Origin of the sequence: Corynebacterium sp. HMSC035E02, assembly GCF_001836065.1 — a bacterium.
GTDB classification, from domain to species: domain Bacteria; phylum Actinomycetota; class Actinomycetes; order Mycobacteriales; family Mycobacteriaceae; genus Corynebacterium; species Corynebacterium hiratae.
Genome location: NZ_KV827291.1, coordinates 115,212 through 131,138 on the forward strand (window position 1 = coordinate 115,212; position 15,927 = coordinate 131,138).

Consider the following 15,927-nt stretch of genomic DNA (forward strand, 5'->3'; position numbering starts at 1 on the left):
GCGGAATCACGCCGTTGTCCGGCCGCAATCCTACCGCACGGTGGGCCTTTATGAGTAGTCCTCATCGATCTGCTCGATGTCTGGCAGCAGCGGCGCGAGGTCTGGAAGACGCTCGAGGGAATCGATTCCCAGAAGCTCCAGGAAAAGCTCAGTGGTTTCATACTGGTGTGCGTTGCCGACTGTCGGCTCGGGGCTTTCGATCTCTCGAATGAGCCCGCGCAGAAGCAGCGTGCGGACAACGCCATCGACGTTGACACCGCGAACACCAGCGACTTGGGCGCGGGTGACCGGCTGGCGGTAGGCGATGACCGCGAGGGTTTCGAGTGCGGCGCGCGAAAGCTTGGTTTGGGTCCCATCAAGCACGAACTGCTCGACGGCGTCCGCATTTTCTTTGCGGGTATAAAAACGCCATCCTTCCGGTGTCTCACGCAGGTCGATGCCAGAACCACGCTCGGTGAGCTCACGCTCCACTGCCCGCAAAGTATCTCTGACAACGGAGACCTCCGCATCTACCACGCGCGCCAGCTCTTCCGCGCTGGCGGGCGAATCGATGACCAGAAGGATCGATTCGAGGCGTGAGCGCAATTGCGGGATCAGCGGAAGAGCCGCCGGTGCGCTCGGCACTGGGGCCTCACTGTGTACTGCGGGTGACGTGTCCTCCATGAGTCGGTAGCGTACCTTAATCCCAGTTCGCCGCCGCAACAACGGCCGGATCCACGTCGAGCCCTGTCCACGACAATTCCAACGGGCCTAAGGATTCGGGTTGGGACGCATCCACAGCCTTGGCTTTGTACAGCTCCAGCAACGCCAAGAAGCGGCCCACGATTTCCATGGAAATGGTGCAGTCCCGCGTTAACGCATCAAAGCTCATCCACTGCCCTGTGCCTAACAGCTTGAGAGTGGTGAGGATTTTTCCAGCCTGTTCCGGCACAGAGACCGCGACCTGGTGGATGTGACCGGTCGCGACTTCCTCGGGAGGCTTGGGGCGGAATACCCCGGCGGCGAGCTCCGCGAACGTGGCTGGGGTGTGTCCAAGTTTGACAGGTGGAAGAAGCTCGCTGAAGCGCTCCTCCATCGCCACCGCACGTGGATAGCGGCGCTGGGCGCCGCGCTGCCACTGCGCAAACTGGTCAGCGACCTGCTTATAAGCCTTATACTGCAGCAACCGCGCGAAAAGCAGATCTCGGGTCTCCAGCAGTTCGAGGTCCTCAAGGTCATCGACCTCGCCGCGCGGCAATAGACGCGCCGCCTTCAGATCCAACAGCGTAGCGGCGATGAGCAGAAATTCCGTCGTCTCGTCCAGGTCCGCGGTCTCCCCCAACGCTCGGGTATAGGCCACGAACTCATCGGTAACCTCAGACAGCGCCACCTCGGTGACATCTAGCTTTTTCGCTTGAATGAGCTGGAGCAGCAGATCGAACGGACCCTCAAAATTGCCCAGCGCGATGCGAAAGCCGGTGATCTCCGGTTGGGTCATAATAGGCGGCTAGCCGTTGGCCCGCTCAATGACCTCTTTAGCTAGGTCGCGGTATTGCTTGGCAGCCTGCGAGCTCGGTGCCCAAGTGGTAATCGGCTCACCGGCTACCGAGGTCTCTGGGAAACGCACGGTCCGCGTAATCACCGTGTCGAAGACCTTGTCCCCGAAGTACTCGACTACCCGGTCCATGACTTCGCGGGCGTGGCGGGTGCGACGGTCAAACATGGTGACCAGAATGCCCATGATCTCTAGGTCGAAATTGATGCGGTCAGCAACCTTCTCCACGGTGTCGGTCAACAGCGCGAGACCGCGCAGGGAGAAGAACTCGCATTCCATCGGGATAATGACGCCTTGCGAACAGGCCAACGCATTGACGGTAAGCAGGCCCAGGGAAGGCTGGCAGTCGATGATGATGAAGTCATAGTCCTTGCGTACCGGGCGCAGCGCTCTGGCCAAGGTGTGCTCGCGGCCCACCTCGTTGACCATCTGAATCTCTGCGGCGGAAAGATCAATGTTGGCCGGAACCAGGTCGAGCCCTGCCACGCCGGTGTGCACGATGGCAGAATGCACCGAGACCTCACTATCGAGCATGACGTCGTAGATAGTGTCCTGAATCTGGTCATGAGTCAGACCCAATCCGGCAGACAGAGCGCCCTGCGGGTCCAAGTCAACGAGGAGGACTTTACGCCCCAACTCCGCCAAGCATGCTCCCATGTTGATCGTGGATGTGGTTTTCCCCACTCCACCTTTCTGGTTGCACATGGAGATAATCGTGGCGGGGCCATGCTTTTCCAATGGCTCTGGTTCCGGAAGCTCCCGCAGTGGCCGGCCGGTCAACCCGACCTGTGTTTCGGAGGCCTCAAACAGTCCCTCGTCGCTCACAGTCACACCTGCTTCCTTGACCTGTACGGCTCTAGTTAGGCCATCTTCGCGTTAGCCCTGCGGCACTCACCGGCGCCGCACTCTTACATCCTTGTGATTATAGGGTACCCCCTTGAGCACCCGCATCGCGATTATAGCCAGCAAAAGCCGCCACATAAAGCCTGGAAGCTAGACGACGAGAGCTTTTACTTCCGGTTCGAACGGAACCAACGGAGTGCGAACCCAGCGACCAAAGCGATGATGCCGAGTGCCGCAATCCCCGCTACAACCGCACCGGCGCCAAGGCCCGTATCGGTATCTGATTCTTCGCTAGCTGTCGTGGCGCTGTCGCTGTCAAGCTGCTGCTCTGGAGGCACCTCGGTGGTGTGCTCCCGGGTTGGGTCTGTGAGTGTCACCACCAGCTCTGCCGACTGGGTGTCCTCGTTGATGAACTGCATGATGAAGGGGTTGTCGGGTTCCATGCCCTCTGGGTAGGTCAGGGTCATGGTGCGCGAGCCCTTATCAATGTCGCGTTTCACGCCCTCGATAAACTCCCCTTCCGCGTTGAGATAACGCAGCGTGACGCCTTCATCCTCAAGATGCTTGAAACGGTTGTAAAGGTCCAGTGCTTGTTTCAAACCTAGCTTGGCGTGAATGGTCTGGCCTTCGATGGTGGATTCTAGGTTGACATAGGACGTGTGGGAATCATCCACGCCTTCCCAGCCACGGCCCGTACGGTGCGGTTGCGCGTGGCCGGTGCTGGAACTATCCGCACCGGTCGCCGCTCCGCCATCGCTTGCATCGTCTGTGACGTCGCCGTTTCCACCCAGTTCTTCGTTACCTTGTTGGTTCTCTGCGTCGTTACCTTGTTGGTTCTCTGCGTCCTCCGGCCCCGGCTGGCCACCACCAAGGCGCCCCGGATCGACGCTTTCGGCAGCGTCGTTGAGTTCCTCGGCGGTGACATCGGCGTCAGCAACGAGCACGATGGTCATGGTCACGCCCTGATAGGTCACCGGAACGGTAATCTGTCCACCTGCTGGCGGGGCCGTCACCGTAGCAGTGCCACCTGAGGCGCTCACATTCCACCCATCGGCAGCCACGGAGACGTCGACAGGCACCGGCAGGGAAACCGTCGTGGTTTGTCCAGCCGGCACGGGGATGGTGGCATCCTGAGCATGGGCAACTGCCGCGCCGAGCCCGGGGATCCCGCCCTTCGCGCTCACCGGGTTGGCCGCAACACCGGCAAGTGGAAATACGGTGAGCGCGAGAGCAATCGCAGCCCCGCGAAAGGTCCGGGAAGCGCGAGCAGATGAAGTCATAGAAATCCTTTTCATTGATGTAAATCGAACTGAGTCTAGGCGCCTTTAGGCGCGTGGATGAGCAGTACGCCACACCTCGCGAAGCGAATCCGCAGTCACGTGCGTGTAAATCTGCGTCGTCGTCACGGAAGAATGACCCAGCAGTTCCTGAACTGTACGCACATCCGCACCACCCTCCAGCAGGTGGGTAGCAAAGGAGTGACGCAGGGTGTGCGGAGAGATGTTGGCGCTCAAGTGCGCGCGCTGTGCAGCGGACTTGATGGCGGCCCATGCGCTTTGCCGTGACAGGGCCTTGCCCCGGGTGTTGAGGAATAGCGCGTGAGAGGCTCCAGTTGCTAAGACCGGCCGTGCCCGCACGAGGTAATGCTCGACCGCTCTTACCGCGTGCGAACCCAACGGAACGAGGCGTTGCTTATCGCCCTTGCCGCTCAGCAGCAGAATATCGCGCACGGTCGTCGGCCCCTCAGCCGTTACGTCATCCACGCTCAAGGAGATCACTTCGGAGATGCGCGCGCCCGTGCCGTAGAGAACCTCCAGCAAAGCGCGATCGCGGATGTCTATGGGGGTTGCGGATTCATCAGTGGGAATGGCGGTGAGCAAAGTCTCGACGTCCTCCACGCTGAGGGTCTCCGGTAGCGCTTGGGCCCGCTTGGGCGGCGAAACCTCCGCCGCGACGTCTTCTTCAATCATCCCCTCCGCGAGCGCAAATTTATGCAGCCCACGCGCGACGATCAGCGCTCGACTGGCCGAGGACTGGGCGAGGGATTCACGCAGGTACATGAGGTAGTTCTCCACGTGCGCGCGAGAAACCTGGCGCAAATCCGTGATCCCAGATTCCGCTAGCCACGACACGTAGCGATTGATGTCACGCCGGTAATTACTCACCGTGTTCTTCGAGGCACCTTTTTCCACCATGAGGTGCATCAGCCACGCTTGCCCAGCGGCAGCAGCAGGAGTCGTGCTGCTCACAGCTTCTTCAAATCCGGTCCGGTACGCCGGCTAGCCAGCGACTGCGGCCGCAACTCGAAAGGTGAATCAACCGGCCGCGGTGTGCGTCCTTCACGCACACAGGCATAGGCGGCGAGAATTCCGGCCACTGCAATAGAGTTCACAATCTCGCCGGCGAGGATACGATCGACGGCCTCCGCTAGCGGCACCCACGAAAACCCCATGTCGGCTTCTTCATCACCTGTGGCCTCGAACTTGGCGACGTCCCGCAGCCCACGCGCCACGAACACCCGTACGGCTTCTTCACAAAAGCCCGGGGAGGTCACCAGATCGGTCAACACACCCCAGTCCTCGGCGGCCAGTCCGGCCTCCTCTTGGAGTTCGCGTTGTGCGCCACTGAGTTCATCTTCACCTTTGACGTCGAGCAAACCGGCTGGCAGCTCCCACAGGCGTTTGCTCACACTGTGGCGGTACTGCTCCACCATGGCGACTCGGTTGTCCTCATCCAAAGCCACAACGGCCACGGCACCGAGGTGCTCGACGATCTCCCGCTGCGCCACGACATCTCCCGGCATCACAACGTCATCACGGCGGACGGCGATGATGGGGGCGTCGACAAGCAGCTCGCTTCCCACCGTACGAAACTCGTGTGGCATTTAGAGATCCTTCGGCAGCGCCGGTGCTGCGCCCTCGGCATTCGCTGCAGAACCGTACACGCCGCGGCCGCCATCGAGCTGCTCCTTGACGGCCAAAACGCTGGCCATCTGGGAGACCGGGTGGTCGATGGAGTCCACGGTGCTAATCCCAGTCTTGGCCGCCCGGAGCTTTTCCAACACTCCGCCATCCCCTGCAGACTGCACACGCCCGGCATACACCATGGCGGCGTCCGCGGACTCGAAACCTTCCAGGAACTTGACGGTGGTGTCGATAGCGTACTTCTTGCCAGCGCTGTCTTCGTCTTCTCCCGGTGTCAGGCCGCCGCCGACGATTACGACCGCCTGAGCGGGCAGGATCGTGCCATCCTTGTAGTCGATGTAGCCGGCATCGCGCAAGGCACGCAGCAAGGTCGCCCGATCGTCGACGGTGGCAAGCGGTTGGGTGGTCTTAGCATCCATCATCAGCCCGGCAGCAAGCGCTTGGCCGGCATGAGTACCGGCATCGATCTTCTTCTTATCGAGCTTCGCCCCTGCCGGCAGCGTGGTGGTGACGAGGGACAACAGCTTGTCTGCGGATTCCTGGGCCAGGAATTTTTCGGTCAGCTTGATGCTTCCCGCGTCGGTGGAATCGGCGGAGCCGAGAAGATCCTTCACAGCCGTGACATCGGCATCATTGGCGTCGGGCATGCTGAGTACCATGACCGGACGCTGGACTAGAGTGCCGTCGACGACGTAACGGCCGAGGTCCCCCATCACGGAATCAGCGGAATCCAGCTGGGCCTTCGCAATGTTGTGGTCAAGCACCAGCTTGCTGTATTTTTCTCGGACCTCGTCGTTGGACTCCCCACCGCGCCCCGGGGTGGAGTCCATGTTCGGTGCGATGACCAACGTGCCCAACGCAACACCAATGGCTGCACCGAAGCCAAGGCCGGTGACAATCAGGGATTTAGGCGAACCCATTATTTAAACCACCCCTGCACGCTCAACGCGAAGTTGTTCCACGTATCGATCAGGTTCTGCAGGAATGATTCATCGCCACCCAGGCCCACGATGAGGATGACCACTGCCAGCGCCACGAGGATGCCCAGCAGCGCCCACAGCCATCCCATTGCGCCGGAATTCGGCGCGGCGTAGAGGTTGATGACGGCGTCCGCGTCCACGAGGCGCGTACCTGCCTTCATATGGCATAACAGGGCTGCGGGCGTGGCAGTTGGCTCGTTGGCAAAGATGTCATCGAGATCGAGGGCGCCCCCAACCTGCACAATCATCTGCGCTTCGTGGTAGTCCGCGAGCAGGAGTGCAAGATCCGTTGCTGAGTCTGTCGCAGCCGGGAATGTCATCGCGCCGATTCCCAGATCCTGAATGCGCTCGAGTCCTTCCGCAGTGCCGTCCGGCTCAGCTGGGAGAATAACTTGGGCACCACTGCGCAGGGTTTCAGAGCTCACTTCCGAAGGATTTCCCACGATGAAGTTAGGCTGATAGCCCAGCTCAACCAACGTATCTGCGGCAGAGTCGACACCGATGATGACGGGTTCATACTCGCGGATGAAGTTGCGCAGCAGCGTGAGCTTTTTGCGGTGCTCCTCAGAGGGCGACACCACGAGGACCTTGCGTCCCGCCATGACGGAACCAGCATCCGGAACGCCAAGGCCATCGATGAGGAGCGGGCCTTCGGAGTGGATGAACTCGATGGAATTGCCAAAGTAGGCTTCCATATGGTCGATAAGTTCGCGTTGCGCGGAGGAGAAGTTCTTCTCCGCGCGGTCCCGGGTAACCACCGTTCCAGAAGACAGCTGGGTATCCCCCACATACACCGTCCCGTCCTCGGTAAGACGCGCCTTCTTCCCGTCCTTGAAGTTGCTGACGAAATCTTGGCCCACGCCCTCGATAAGGGTGACGTCGGCGTCGAGAAGCATGTGCGGGCCATAGTTCGGAATGGAGCCGGTAGAAAACTCCGCCACGTTAATCACAGCAGCTGGTTTCATATCCACGAGGGTCTGGGCCTCTTGGCGGGAGATGTTGGCGGCGTTGATGACTGCGAAGTCACCGGCGCTGAACTTCTTCATGCCCTTGCCACCCGGGGTGCAATCACGCAGCGCGCCGTGTTCTCCAGGCAGATCGGTGTTACGGGAAAACAGACTCATGCCTGACAGTTTCCCCTGTTAGGCACTCAATGTGTGGAAGGCGCGCGGAAACTCTCTACTTCTGCTTGAGCCCGGTCGAAGAGCTCCTGGGCATGCGCGCGGCCAGTCGCGGTGTCATCAAGACCAGCGAGCATGCGGGCGAGTTCCTCGACGCGTTCCTCGGCGCTCAAATCCGCCACGCCTGAGGTGAATTTCTCCTTGGACACGTGCAGGTGCGAATCCGCATAGGCAGCCACTTGGGGCAGGTGGGTCACGCAAATGACCTGGTTGGTGATGGACAGGCGCGCTAACCGACGCCCAATCTCCACCGCCGCGCGACCACCCACGCCGGCGTCCACTTCGTCGAAGACCAAGGTGGTGCCGTCGCCGCTGGCGAGTACCACTTCCATCGCCAGCATGACGCGGGAGAGCTCACCGCCGGAGGCGGCCGAGGCCAAGGGCTTTCCGTTGAGTTGGAATTCCACTTCATCCGCGCCCGTCTTGGAGTACTTCGCCTTGTGCACGGCGACCGTCAGTGTGGAATGAGGCATGGCCAAGCCGTGAATCTCCTCGGTGACCTGCGAGCCCAGCTTCTTCGCTGCCTTGGTGCGCGCAGCAGTGAGCTTCTCGGCCTTAGCCACCATTGTCTTTTCGGCCGCCATTACCTCCTTCTTCAATGCTTCGAGGGCCTCGGTAGAGGTGTCCAACGTCGCGAGTTTCGCTTCTGCCGCGTCACGCCAGGCCAACACCCCATCGATGTCTGCGGCATACTTACGTGTCAGGCGCTTGAGCTCCTGTTGGCGCTGCAGGGATTCCTCGAGGAGGTTGGGATCCGCGGGGAGATTTCCCAGATACGTGGTGAGCTCAGCGGCAATATCGGTCAATTGCGCGGTGACCTCGCTCAATCGCTCCCCGAGCCGCGCGAGTTCGACGTCGCTGGCCCCAGCCAGCGCGGTTTCAGCGGCGCCGACGAGGTTGACGGCGGTGTCCTCATCACCGAAACCTTCCCCGCCGTCGAGAGCGCTCAGCGCGGTGGCTGCTCCCTCGCGCAGGGCATCAACATCCTGCAGGCGCTTAATGAGGGTCACGAGCTCTGCGTCCTCGCCCGGTTCCGGGTCAAGGTCCGAAATCTCCGTTATCGCGAACTGGAGCCGGTCGACTTCCTGTGCCATCTCACGCCGTGATTCTGTACGGCGCTGGTAGTCCTTGGCCAACGCGCGCCAGCGGCTAAATGCCTGGGTATATGCCTCGCGGACCGCGTCAACTGCAGGGTCGAAGCGGTCAATGGCCGCCAGCTGTTGATCAGTAGACAACAGCCTCAGCTGATCGTTTTGCCCGTGGACGGTAATGAGATGGGAAGCGAACTCCCCCAGCGTCGCCGCTGGCACCGCTCGCCCACCCAGGTAGGCCCGCGAGCGTCCCGCAGCCGACACCGTGCGGGAGGCGATGTATTCGCCGTTCTCATCGGGCTCTCCCCCGGCTTCCTCGACTAGTTCCGCCACGGCCTTCGAGTCAGAAGAAAAGTGCCCTTCGACGGCAGCTTTGGAGGCTCCTTCGCGCACGCGCGAGGCATCAGCGCGCCCTCCCGCGAGCAGGCGCAGTCCGGTCACCACCATGGTCTTGCCAGCACCGGTTTCACCAGTGAGCACGGTGAGCCCCTGCGAAAGCTCCGCGGTGGAGCTTTCAATTACACCGAGATCAGAAATGCTGATATCAACGAGCACGGAGAGTTATCTTCCTTCCTGGTTACGCGCTAGAGCAGGTTAATGCCGCGGTCCGCGCCAGCCTTCCACGGGAAGGCGCAGCTTGGACACAAGCCGGTCAGTGAAAGGCTGGTGGTCAAGGCGAACCCACCGCACCGGCCGTTCACCGCGCACGATTTCCACGCGTGAGCCTGGGGGCATGGAGATTTCCCGAAAACCATCGAGGATCACCACGGCGGGAGTCGTTGCCGATGCCGATTCCACCGCTACCTGTGAATCCGGAGACACCACGAGCGGCTTGGTAAACAATGCGTGCGCGTTATTCGGCACCACCAGGATGGCATCGAGCGAAGGCCACAGCACAGGGCCGCCGGCGGAGAAGGCATAAGCCGTGGAGCCCGTAGGGGTAGAAATAAGTACACCGTCGCACCCAAAAGCGGATACTGGGCGGCCATCCACTTCGAGGATGGCATCAAGCACTCCGGACCTGTTGAGGTTTTCAATCGACGCCTCATTCAGCGCCCAGCTGCGCTCACGCAACGCGCCTTCCGAATCGAAGACGCTCACGTCGATGGTCAGGCGGTCTTCGACGTCATAGGACTGCTCGATGACGCGCACGAGCGCACGGTCTAGGGACTCCGCTTCCCATTCTGCGAGGAAGCCCACGTGCCCCAAGTTGATGCCCAACACCGGAACGTCCACGGCGCGGGCCATATCCGCAGCGCGCAAGAACGTGCCATCGCCTCCGAGCACCAACACCAGTTCGCAGCCCTCTGCTGCCGCTGGTGTATGCCGGACGTGCTGCAGCCCGGGAAGCACAGTATCCGCAGCACAGACGCGCACCTTAATGCCTGCCTCCTGCAGCAGCTCCGCGGCCCGGTGGGTGGCGGCAAGGTTTTCCTCGCGACTGGCGTGCGGGACAAGAAGAATTTCACGGCGCATGGTGCCATCCGCGGCGCTGGTAGTGCTCACTGAGGTCCTTCCTTAATTGCCGTTTCGATGAGTACGTCCAGCCTATCCTCCGGGGTGGACATCCCGTCCTTGACCAGCCAGAGGAAATACTCGACGTTACCGCTCGGTCCCGGTAGCGGGGAGGCAGCCACACCTTTTACGCTTAGGCCGAGCTCCTGAGCGAAGACCGCCACGTCCTTGGTTACTTCCGCGCGAAGCTCGGGTGACCGCACCACGCCGCCGGCGCCAATACGGTCCTTACCTACTTCAAACTGTGGCTTGACCATGGGCAGTAACCACGCGCCATCGACCATGCATTCCACGATGGCCGGAAGCACCAATTTCAAGGAGATAAAAGATAAGTCACCCACCATGGCATCGCACGGCCCACCGGTCTGCTCTAGGGTCAGATTACGAATATTCGTGCGGTCTAACACGGTAACGCGCTCATCGTTTTGCAGGCGCCACAACAGCTGCCCGTAGCCCACGTCAACCGATAACACCTCCGCGGCACCGCGGCGCAAACAGACATCGGTAAACCCACCGGTCGACGCTCCTGCGTCCAACACGCGCTTGCCCTTCAGATCCACGTCAAAGGCTTCAAGTGCGCCCAAGAGCTTGTGTGCGCCTCGCGACGCCCAGTCATCCCCCTCACTGGCCTCCACCTTGATGGATACCTCTGGTTCCACCACCGTGGCGGGTTTGGTGGCCTTGAAACCACCAACCGTCACGCGGCCGGCCTTGATCATCTCAACAGCGTGCTCACGTGAGCGCGCGATCTTTCGGCGTACCAACTCCGCGTCAAGACGGCGACGTTGCGGTGGCATAGATAGGTCCTCTTTCCCCTACATTCCTTGGTGTAAAGCGCTAGTTGTCTTGAAGCGCATCCCGCAGCACGGTGTGGGCACGGTCCAGCTGGACCAGCTCCTGCTCAAGAGATTCCGATGGCTCGTTAAGAATCGCGGCGATGGACGCATCCAGCTTTTCTGGGGCAAGCACCGCCCGCGGGTCATGGGGCTTTACCGCCATGTGGATACTACTCTTTCAGCGGCCTCGCTCCGCGGCTGAATATAGCGAGGAGGCTCAGCGCCCGCCCAGGCTACTTCCAAAACCGTGCGCAGCGCCTCGACCGAAGTCGACTTCTCATCGCCTCCTTGAAGGACAATGTCATAGCCGTCATACCGAGCCCGGAATCCGCCCTGGGCTCCTGGCCGTGCCTGTGCTTCCGAGAGTGAGAGCTCGTGGAAGCCCGCGCCGATGAAATTGGGACGTGCCTCCGGAATGGCTTCAATAAGCGCCAGCTCACGAGACACACCGGTCAACACGTGGAACGTATCCATCGCTGCGTTATTACCACCGACGATATCGGTGTCCAGACGGTCGCCGACAGCAAGGGGTTTGGTCGACCCCACCAGCTTGGCCGCCTGCGTAAACATAGCGGGCTCCGGTTTGCCTGCAGTAATAGGTTCAACGCCCGTGGTCGAAACAACAGCCGCGACGAGCGAGCCATTGCCCACGGCCATTCCTCGCTCCGTCGGCAGCGACGTATCGAGGTTGGAGGCGTAGTATTTCGCACCTTGATTGATAGCAAATGCCCCCTCGGAAAGCTGTTCCCAACCGACCGACTTATCCATGCCTTGCAACACTGCCGCAGGCTTATCATCGGCGCTGTCGACTACTTCGAACCCTGCCTCACGGGCCAGAGTGCGGAATGAGTCAGCGCCGATAACGAGAACCTTGGTTCCTGCCGGGAAGTCCTCACGGGCAATCTTGACTGCGGCTTGCGCGGAGGTAACAACTCGGTTGGCATCCGTTTTCAGTCCAATTTCTCCGAGCATGCCAGCCACGGTCTGGGGGCTGCGGGAAGCATTGTTCGTCACATACACCGCGGGAACACCACAGGAGTTAATAACGTCAACGACGCACTGGAGGGCCTGTCCTCCCTCCCACACGGTTCCGTCAAGATCTAGCAGCAGCGAATCGTGGGTCTTGAGAATACTCATTATTTACATTCGGTCAGACGCTCCGCGGCGTCGGTCCAGTCTCCTTCATCGATGTCAACCGCGTGCTGGAACCATTCCTGTGCCTCCTCCTTACGGCCGGCCTCCAGCAGGGCATTGGCGTAAGCATAAGAAAGGCGGCAGGCAGACACGCCTGTGGCGTCCTTGTTCGGCTGCGCGCGCTGAATCGTGACCACAGCAGAATCTGCTTGACCCATGTCTAAGCGTGCACCTGCAGCCACGATTGCCAACTCGATGGCATCCTCCGGTGCCAGCTCCTTCGCCTCTTCGCTGCGCCACAATTCCACGGCCTTCTCTGGGCGACCAAGGCCGCGTTCACAATCCGCCATCACGGCAAGCAATCCAGGGCCACCGGAAATGCGGCGCGCAGCACGCAACTCCGCCAGAGCTTCCTTCCACTCCCCAGCACGGTAGGCGGCGATTCCATTCATTTCACGCGCAACCGATACGCGTCCAGCACGATCCTTTGCTGCGCGCGCGTGGCGAAGTGACAGCTGCGGGTCATCATCAAGCCACGTTGCCGCCATAATGAGATGCTTGGCCACTGCTTCGGAGTTTTCCTTCGATAGCGAGGAGAGGTCCTGCAGCACAGAAGGATCGAGGTCAGTGATATCAATATCAGATGGCAGATCCGGATCCGTCATGCGGCGATTGATCCGCTCCTCACGGTAGCCCGAACGCTGCGGATGCGAGGCCTTGTGCTTATCACGATCGTGGCCCTGACGATCGTTGCGGCGATCCCCACGACGAGGTTTAGCACCAGCGCGACCGCCACGGCGGTCATCGCGGCGATCGCCGCGACGCTCTTCTCGACGCCCCGATGCGCCGCCACGCTTCTCAAACTTCCGGCCACCAGAGCGGTTGTTTCCCCGGTTGCTTTCCGAGGAACCTTCGCGGCCACGCTCGTGGTCGCGGGAGTTAGATTCAGACATTAAATCCATGCACTTTCTGCGGTAGACGCGTCCGTATGTACCGAACCAGTGTACAGGTCAGCGGCCCGAAACCGGCAATGCACCGACTGGTGAGTGAAATGGCCCACACCCATGGCTAATAGTCAAAATTCACGGGCCATCAGGCAAGGAATCAAGCCGATCCAATGGCCAACCATGCCGAACGCGATCCAAGCCCGCAGCCACCTGTGAAGCGGACAGCCCATGTTCCACGCTTCCGTCGTCCAACGGCCGACCACGAACGACTGCCCAGAATGTCCACCCGTTATTGCGGATTGCATCAAGGCGGATCCCCTGGCGGTCACGCGCCATGACAGCGCCTTCCTTAATCATTCGGTCCAGCCTCAGCCCTTCCACGGACACCTCGAGCATCCGGGACTCGCCGTTTGGCGCCACGACCAAGGCCTTCGTGGCATAAAAATGCCCCTTCTTCCCACGCTTGGCATTCTCTTCATCGTGAAAAAGACTGCCGAGGAGAACCGGATAAAAATCGATCCAGCCATTCTTCCAGGCCCTACTAATTCGTCGCGCAAACAACGCATGCTTAGCGATGAGAAACAAAAAATAAAGGAGCAACGCGCCAAGAAGAAACGCCAAGAGACCCGGAACCTTGAAGCTGTTAAGAAGTAAGCCCACAAAGAAGATCAATCCTGCTGCCAAGACCATCGCTCCGAAAAACACAAGACCACCACGGATATCGCGCACTTGCGGAACACGCTCTACTGATTCAAAGACCGGACAAAGGTTGTAGGGAGAGGGGTTCTCGTTTTTTCTCCCGTAGGGAACAGCCTTCAGTTCCTTCAGGAAGACCGGGTTATAAGAATGAGTAAAAGAAGCCGAAGTCTGCGGGAACCTCATCGCGTTCTCCTTCGCTATCCCGCCAAGAGTTGATACCGACTACATTCTAGTTGTAAAGCACGAAAAGGAAACGACATCCCGCTATCAATACAGTGCTGGTGGCCGACGATTTACGGGAGCGCTAAAGACTTAAAACGTCAGGCATGTAGTCCCTTAAATGACGAGGTTATGGGGTTCAGGAACCCGTGTGATTGCTTGTCCTCAGGGCTATGAACGCAGACTTAGAAGTGCACTCATGAAGGTCACCAATGATTCCAGATCGAGGAGGAGTACAAGCTGATTTGAAAGACCTGCCCCCCCTTAGCCGCCGCATTCATTCACGTGTTCTAAAACGCTGGTCGCAAATAAACCATTCCAATAGACGGCCACCGACACTGCCAATTGACTAATTCACTCGACCAGACGGACTACTAAGGCTCGCGCATGGGTACGTCGAAGTTCGCGCTCGTGCGCACTGCATCCAAGATTCATGTCATAGGCACCACCGCACACGTCTATTCCTACTGTTAATTCTCGGGCTTTCGAAGATATCCTTCACTATAAATTTACACACCTACTACTTCGTAAATTTTTGCACCTATTAAATTTGCAAACCCGATACCAAAAGCTGACGCCATCGAAAATATAGCTACTACAAATGTCCGATCTTTATCATCACCTTTGTCATACTGAAACTGCCAAGCCATAATAGTTGCGAGCGTCCGGGCGGTATGAATTAAGCAGAATACCGCCATCAAGGCTAATGAAAAGACAATCATTGATTGTAAGAGCACAGCACTGCTAACTAAGAGAATCCCGCCGAACACCCCCAAAGCAACTGCCAGCAAGAGTAAGGCGAAATTTGAAGCCCTACCTCCTTTCTTGAAGCGAGAGTTCTTCTGGATAACATAATTGATCGCAATTTCTATAAATACAGAGCACAATAGCAACCAACTAAGCTTACTTCCCTTGGACGCCAGTATGTACGGCACTAGAACGGAACCGGTTGTGATAATTGCGAATGTAACAAAGACTTTTAGACAAGAAATCCATACATCTGTTGCCAATGAAAATCTGACGGGAAATGAAGCTCGGCGTACAACGTCGACCCCTTGATTTTGCTTCAATACGTGCGTCGCGGCGATACAAATAAAATATCCAAAACTCCCAAGCAACGAAGCTAAGGTTCGAATCGAGACATCAAAAAGCAGAACGCATGATACGGTGGCTGTCCCAAGTAGAACGACAGTCAACGTAGCTGTTCGTAATGCAATTTTGAAACTAACTAGCTCCTCTTTTTGCAGGTAGCGTGGAGGAAGAGCACCTCTCAGAGGCGAAACAAACCTTCCAAGCAAAAAGATTCCAACCAAAGCACCCATCAATGGGATTTGACCAGGGATTATTCCAAGAACAACATATGCGACCACCTGAAAAATCTGCACACAGCCGAGAACCCTAGCTTCGCCCACGACATCTCCGAGACGTGCAAGCGGCAACGACAGAATTGTCCCAATAACAATGCCCGTGCCCACCGCATGCAAAGCACCTTGACCATCAAGACCAGATTCTACTGTCAGGTAACCTACAGAAGCTGCAAGAAATGAAGTCACGTATGCATCCACAAGAACATTCACTCTGATTACAGTTGCAGGAGAGAGCATTTTCCTTAAGAGCACCTCAAGACACCTCCAACTGGACTTCTACGAATGACCACTCAATGCTCGTGACATTAGAAAACTGAGCGACGAATCCGTCCACCGAATCTCGTAGCCCGGGGTAGACCCGCAAAAAGCAACGCCGAACGCTAATTCAACCATTTTGATTAGTGTAGCTGAAATACGTTCCTCGAAAGTATCAGCGCGAGGAGAAAGCACCGAAAGTGACGAAAAGATAGTGCCAAAGCGTTATGGACCTAGGTGTGGTACTCAAGGAGATTTGAGGTCGCTCCCCCAGTGTCGTTGGGGGCGGACCTTGAAAACGAAGAAAGAGACCGTTGAAGCGGTAGTAATGCTTCAACGGTCTCTCTTTGTTGTGTATTGAGTTATGGTTTGTTGTTTGGTGTCGGCGGTTTCTTACTCTCC

16 protein-coding genes are annotated in these 15,927 nt (G+C 58.7%); all 16 read right to left on the reverse strand.

The window, feature by feature from the left end:
* Nucleotides 1-48: 48 nt before the first annotated feature.
* On the reverse strand, nucleotides 49-663 hold the full coding sequence (scpB, locus tag HMPREF2635_RS00865; RefSeq protein WP_070510783.1) for an SMC-Scp complex subunit ScpB: 615 nt from the start codon (nucleotides 661-663) through the stop codon (nucleotides 49-51).
* A 16-nt stretch (nucleotides 664-679) separates the two neighbouring features.
* Nucleotides 680-1,477 carry a segregation and condensation protein A gene (locus HMPREF2635_RS00870; RefSeq protein ID WP_070510785.1) on the reverse strand — a complete coding sequence of 266 codons (798 nt, stop codon included), beginning with the start codon at nucleotides 1,475-1,477 and terminating at the stop codon, nucleotides 680-682.
* Nucleotides 1,478-1,486: 9 nt separating this feature from the next.
* A complete protein-coding gene (locus HMPREF2635_RS00875) occupies nucleotides 1,487-2,359 on the reverse strand; it encodes a ParA family protein (protein ID WP_046649257.1) in 873 nt (290 codons plus the stop codon).
* Nucleotides 2,360-2,544: 185 nt separating this feature from the next.
* On the reverse strand, nucleotides 2,545-3,657 hold the full coding sequence (locus HMPREF2635_RS00880; RefSeq protein ID WP_070821098.1) for a hypothetical protein: 1,113 nt from the start codon (nucleotides 3,655-3,657) through the stop codon (nucleotides 2,545-2,547).
* A 45-nt stretch (nucleotides 3,658-3,702) separates the two neighbouring features.
* The gene (xerD, locus tag HMPREF2635_RS00885; RefSeq protein WP_046649232.1) at nucleotides 3,703-4,581 is read right to left on the reverse strand and encodes a site-specific tyrosine recombinase XerD; all 879 of its coding nucleotides are present in this window, start codon (nucleotides 4,579-4,581) and stop codon (nucleotides 3,703-3,705) included.
* A 41-nt stretch (nucleotides 4,582-4,622) separates the two neighbouring features.
* Complete coding sequence (locus HMPREF2635_RS00890) at nucleotides 4,623-5,261, reverse strand: NUDIX domain-containing protein (protein WP_070510790.1); 639 nt, start codon at nucleotides 5,259-5,261, stop codon at nucleotides 4,623-4,625.
* Nucleotides 5,262-6,221: a copper transporter gene (locus tag HMPREF2635_RS00895; RefSeq protein WP_070510792.1), complete on the reverse strand. Its 960-nt coding sequence runs from the start codon at nucleotides 6,219-6,221 to the stop codon at nucleotides 5,262-5,264.
* Nucleotides 6,221-7,405, reverse strand: a complete 1,185-nt coding sequence (gene steA / locus HMPREF2635_RS00900) for a putative cytokinetic ring protein SteA (RefSeq protein WP_070510794.1) — start codon at nucleotides 7,403-7,405, stop codon at nucleotides 6,221-6,223. The genes HMPREF2635_RS00895 and steA overlap by 1 nt, the downstream gene beginning before the upstream one ends.
* Nucleotides 7,406-7,431: 26 nt before the next feature.
* The gene (recN, locus tag HMPREF2635_RS00905; RefSeq protein WP_070546330.1) at nucleotides 7,432-9,108 is read right to left on the reverse strand and encodes a DNA repair protein RecN; all 1,677 of its coding nucleotides are present in this window, start codon (nucleotides 9,106-9,108) and stop codon (nucleotides 7,432-7,434) included.
* 39 nt (nucleotides 9,109-9,147) lie between these two features.
* On the reverse strand, nucleotides 9,148-10,029 hold the full coding sequence (locus HMPREF2635_RS00910; RefSeq protein ID WP_046649256.1) for an NAD kinase: 882 nt from the start codon (nucleotides 10,027-10,029) through the stop codon (nucleotides 9,148-9,150).
* Nucleotides 10,030-10,055: 26 nt separating this feature from the next.
* On the reverse strand, nucleotides 10,056-10,865 hold the full coding sequence (locus HMPREF2635_RS00915; RefSeq protein WP_070510798.1) for a TlyA family RNA methyltransferase: 810 nt from the start codon (nucleotides 10,863-10,865) through the stop codon (nucleotides 10,056-10,058).
* Nucleotides 10,866-10,905: 40 nt separating this feature from the next.
* The gene (locus HMPREF2635_RS13365) at nucleotides 10,906-11,067 is read right to left on the reverse strand and encodes a hypothetical protein (RefSeq protein WP_168167646.1); all 162 of its coding nucleotides are present in this window, start codon (nucleotides 11,065-11,067) and stop codon (nucleotides 10,906-10,908) included.
* Complete coding sequence (locus HMPREF2635_RS00920) at nucleotides 11,058-12,041, reverse strand: HAD-IIA family hydrolase (protein WP_046649226.1); 984 nt, start codon at nucleotides 12,039-12,041, stop codon at nucleotides 11,058-11,060. The genes HMPREF2635_RS13365 and HMPREF2635_RS00920 overlap by 10 nt, the downstream gene beginning before the upstream one ends.
* Complete coding sequence (locus HMPREF2635_RS00925) at nucleotides 12,041-12,991, reverse strand: tetratricopeptide repeat protein (protein ID WP_046649225.1); 951 nt, start codon at nucleotides 12,989-12,991, stop codon at nucleotides 12,041-12,043. The genes HMPREF2635_RS00920 and HMPREF2635_RS00925 overlap by 1 nt, the downstream gene beginning before the upstream one ends.
* Before the next feature lie 129 nt (nucleotides 12,992-13,120).
* Entirely contained in the window at nucleotides 13,121-13,867 is a 747-nt protein-coding gene (locus HMPREF2635_RS00930) for a hypothetical protein (RefSeq protein WP_232745247.1), read from the reverse strand.
* Nucleotides 13,868-14,412: 545 nt separating this feature from the next.
* Complete coding sequence (locus tag HMPREF2635_RS00935; RefSeq protein ID WP_141761661.1) at nucleotides 14,413-15,507, reverse strand: hypothetical protein; 1,095 nt, start codon at nucleotides 15,505-15,507, stop codon at nucleotides 14,413-14,415.
* Nucleotides 15,508-15,927 lie beyond the last annotated feature (420 nt).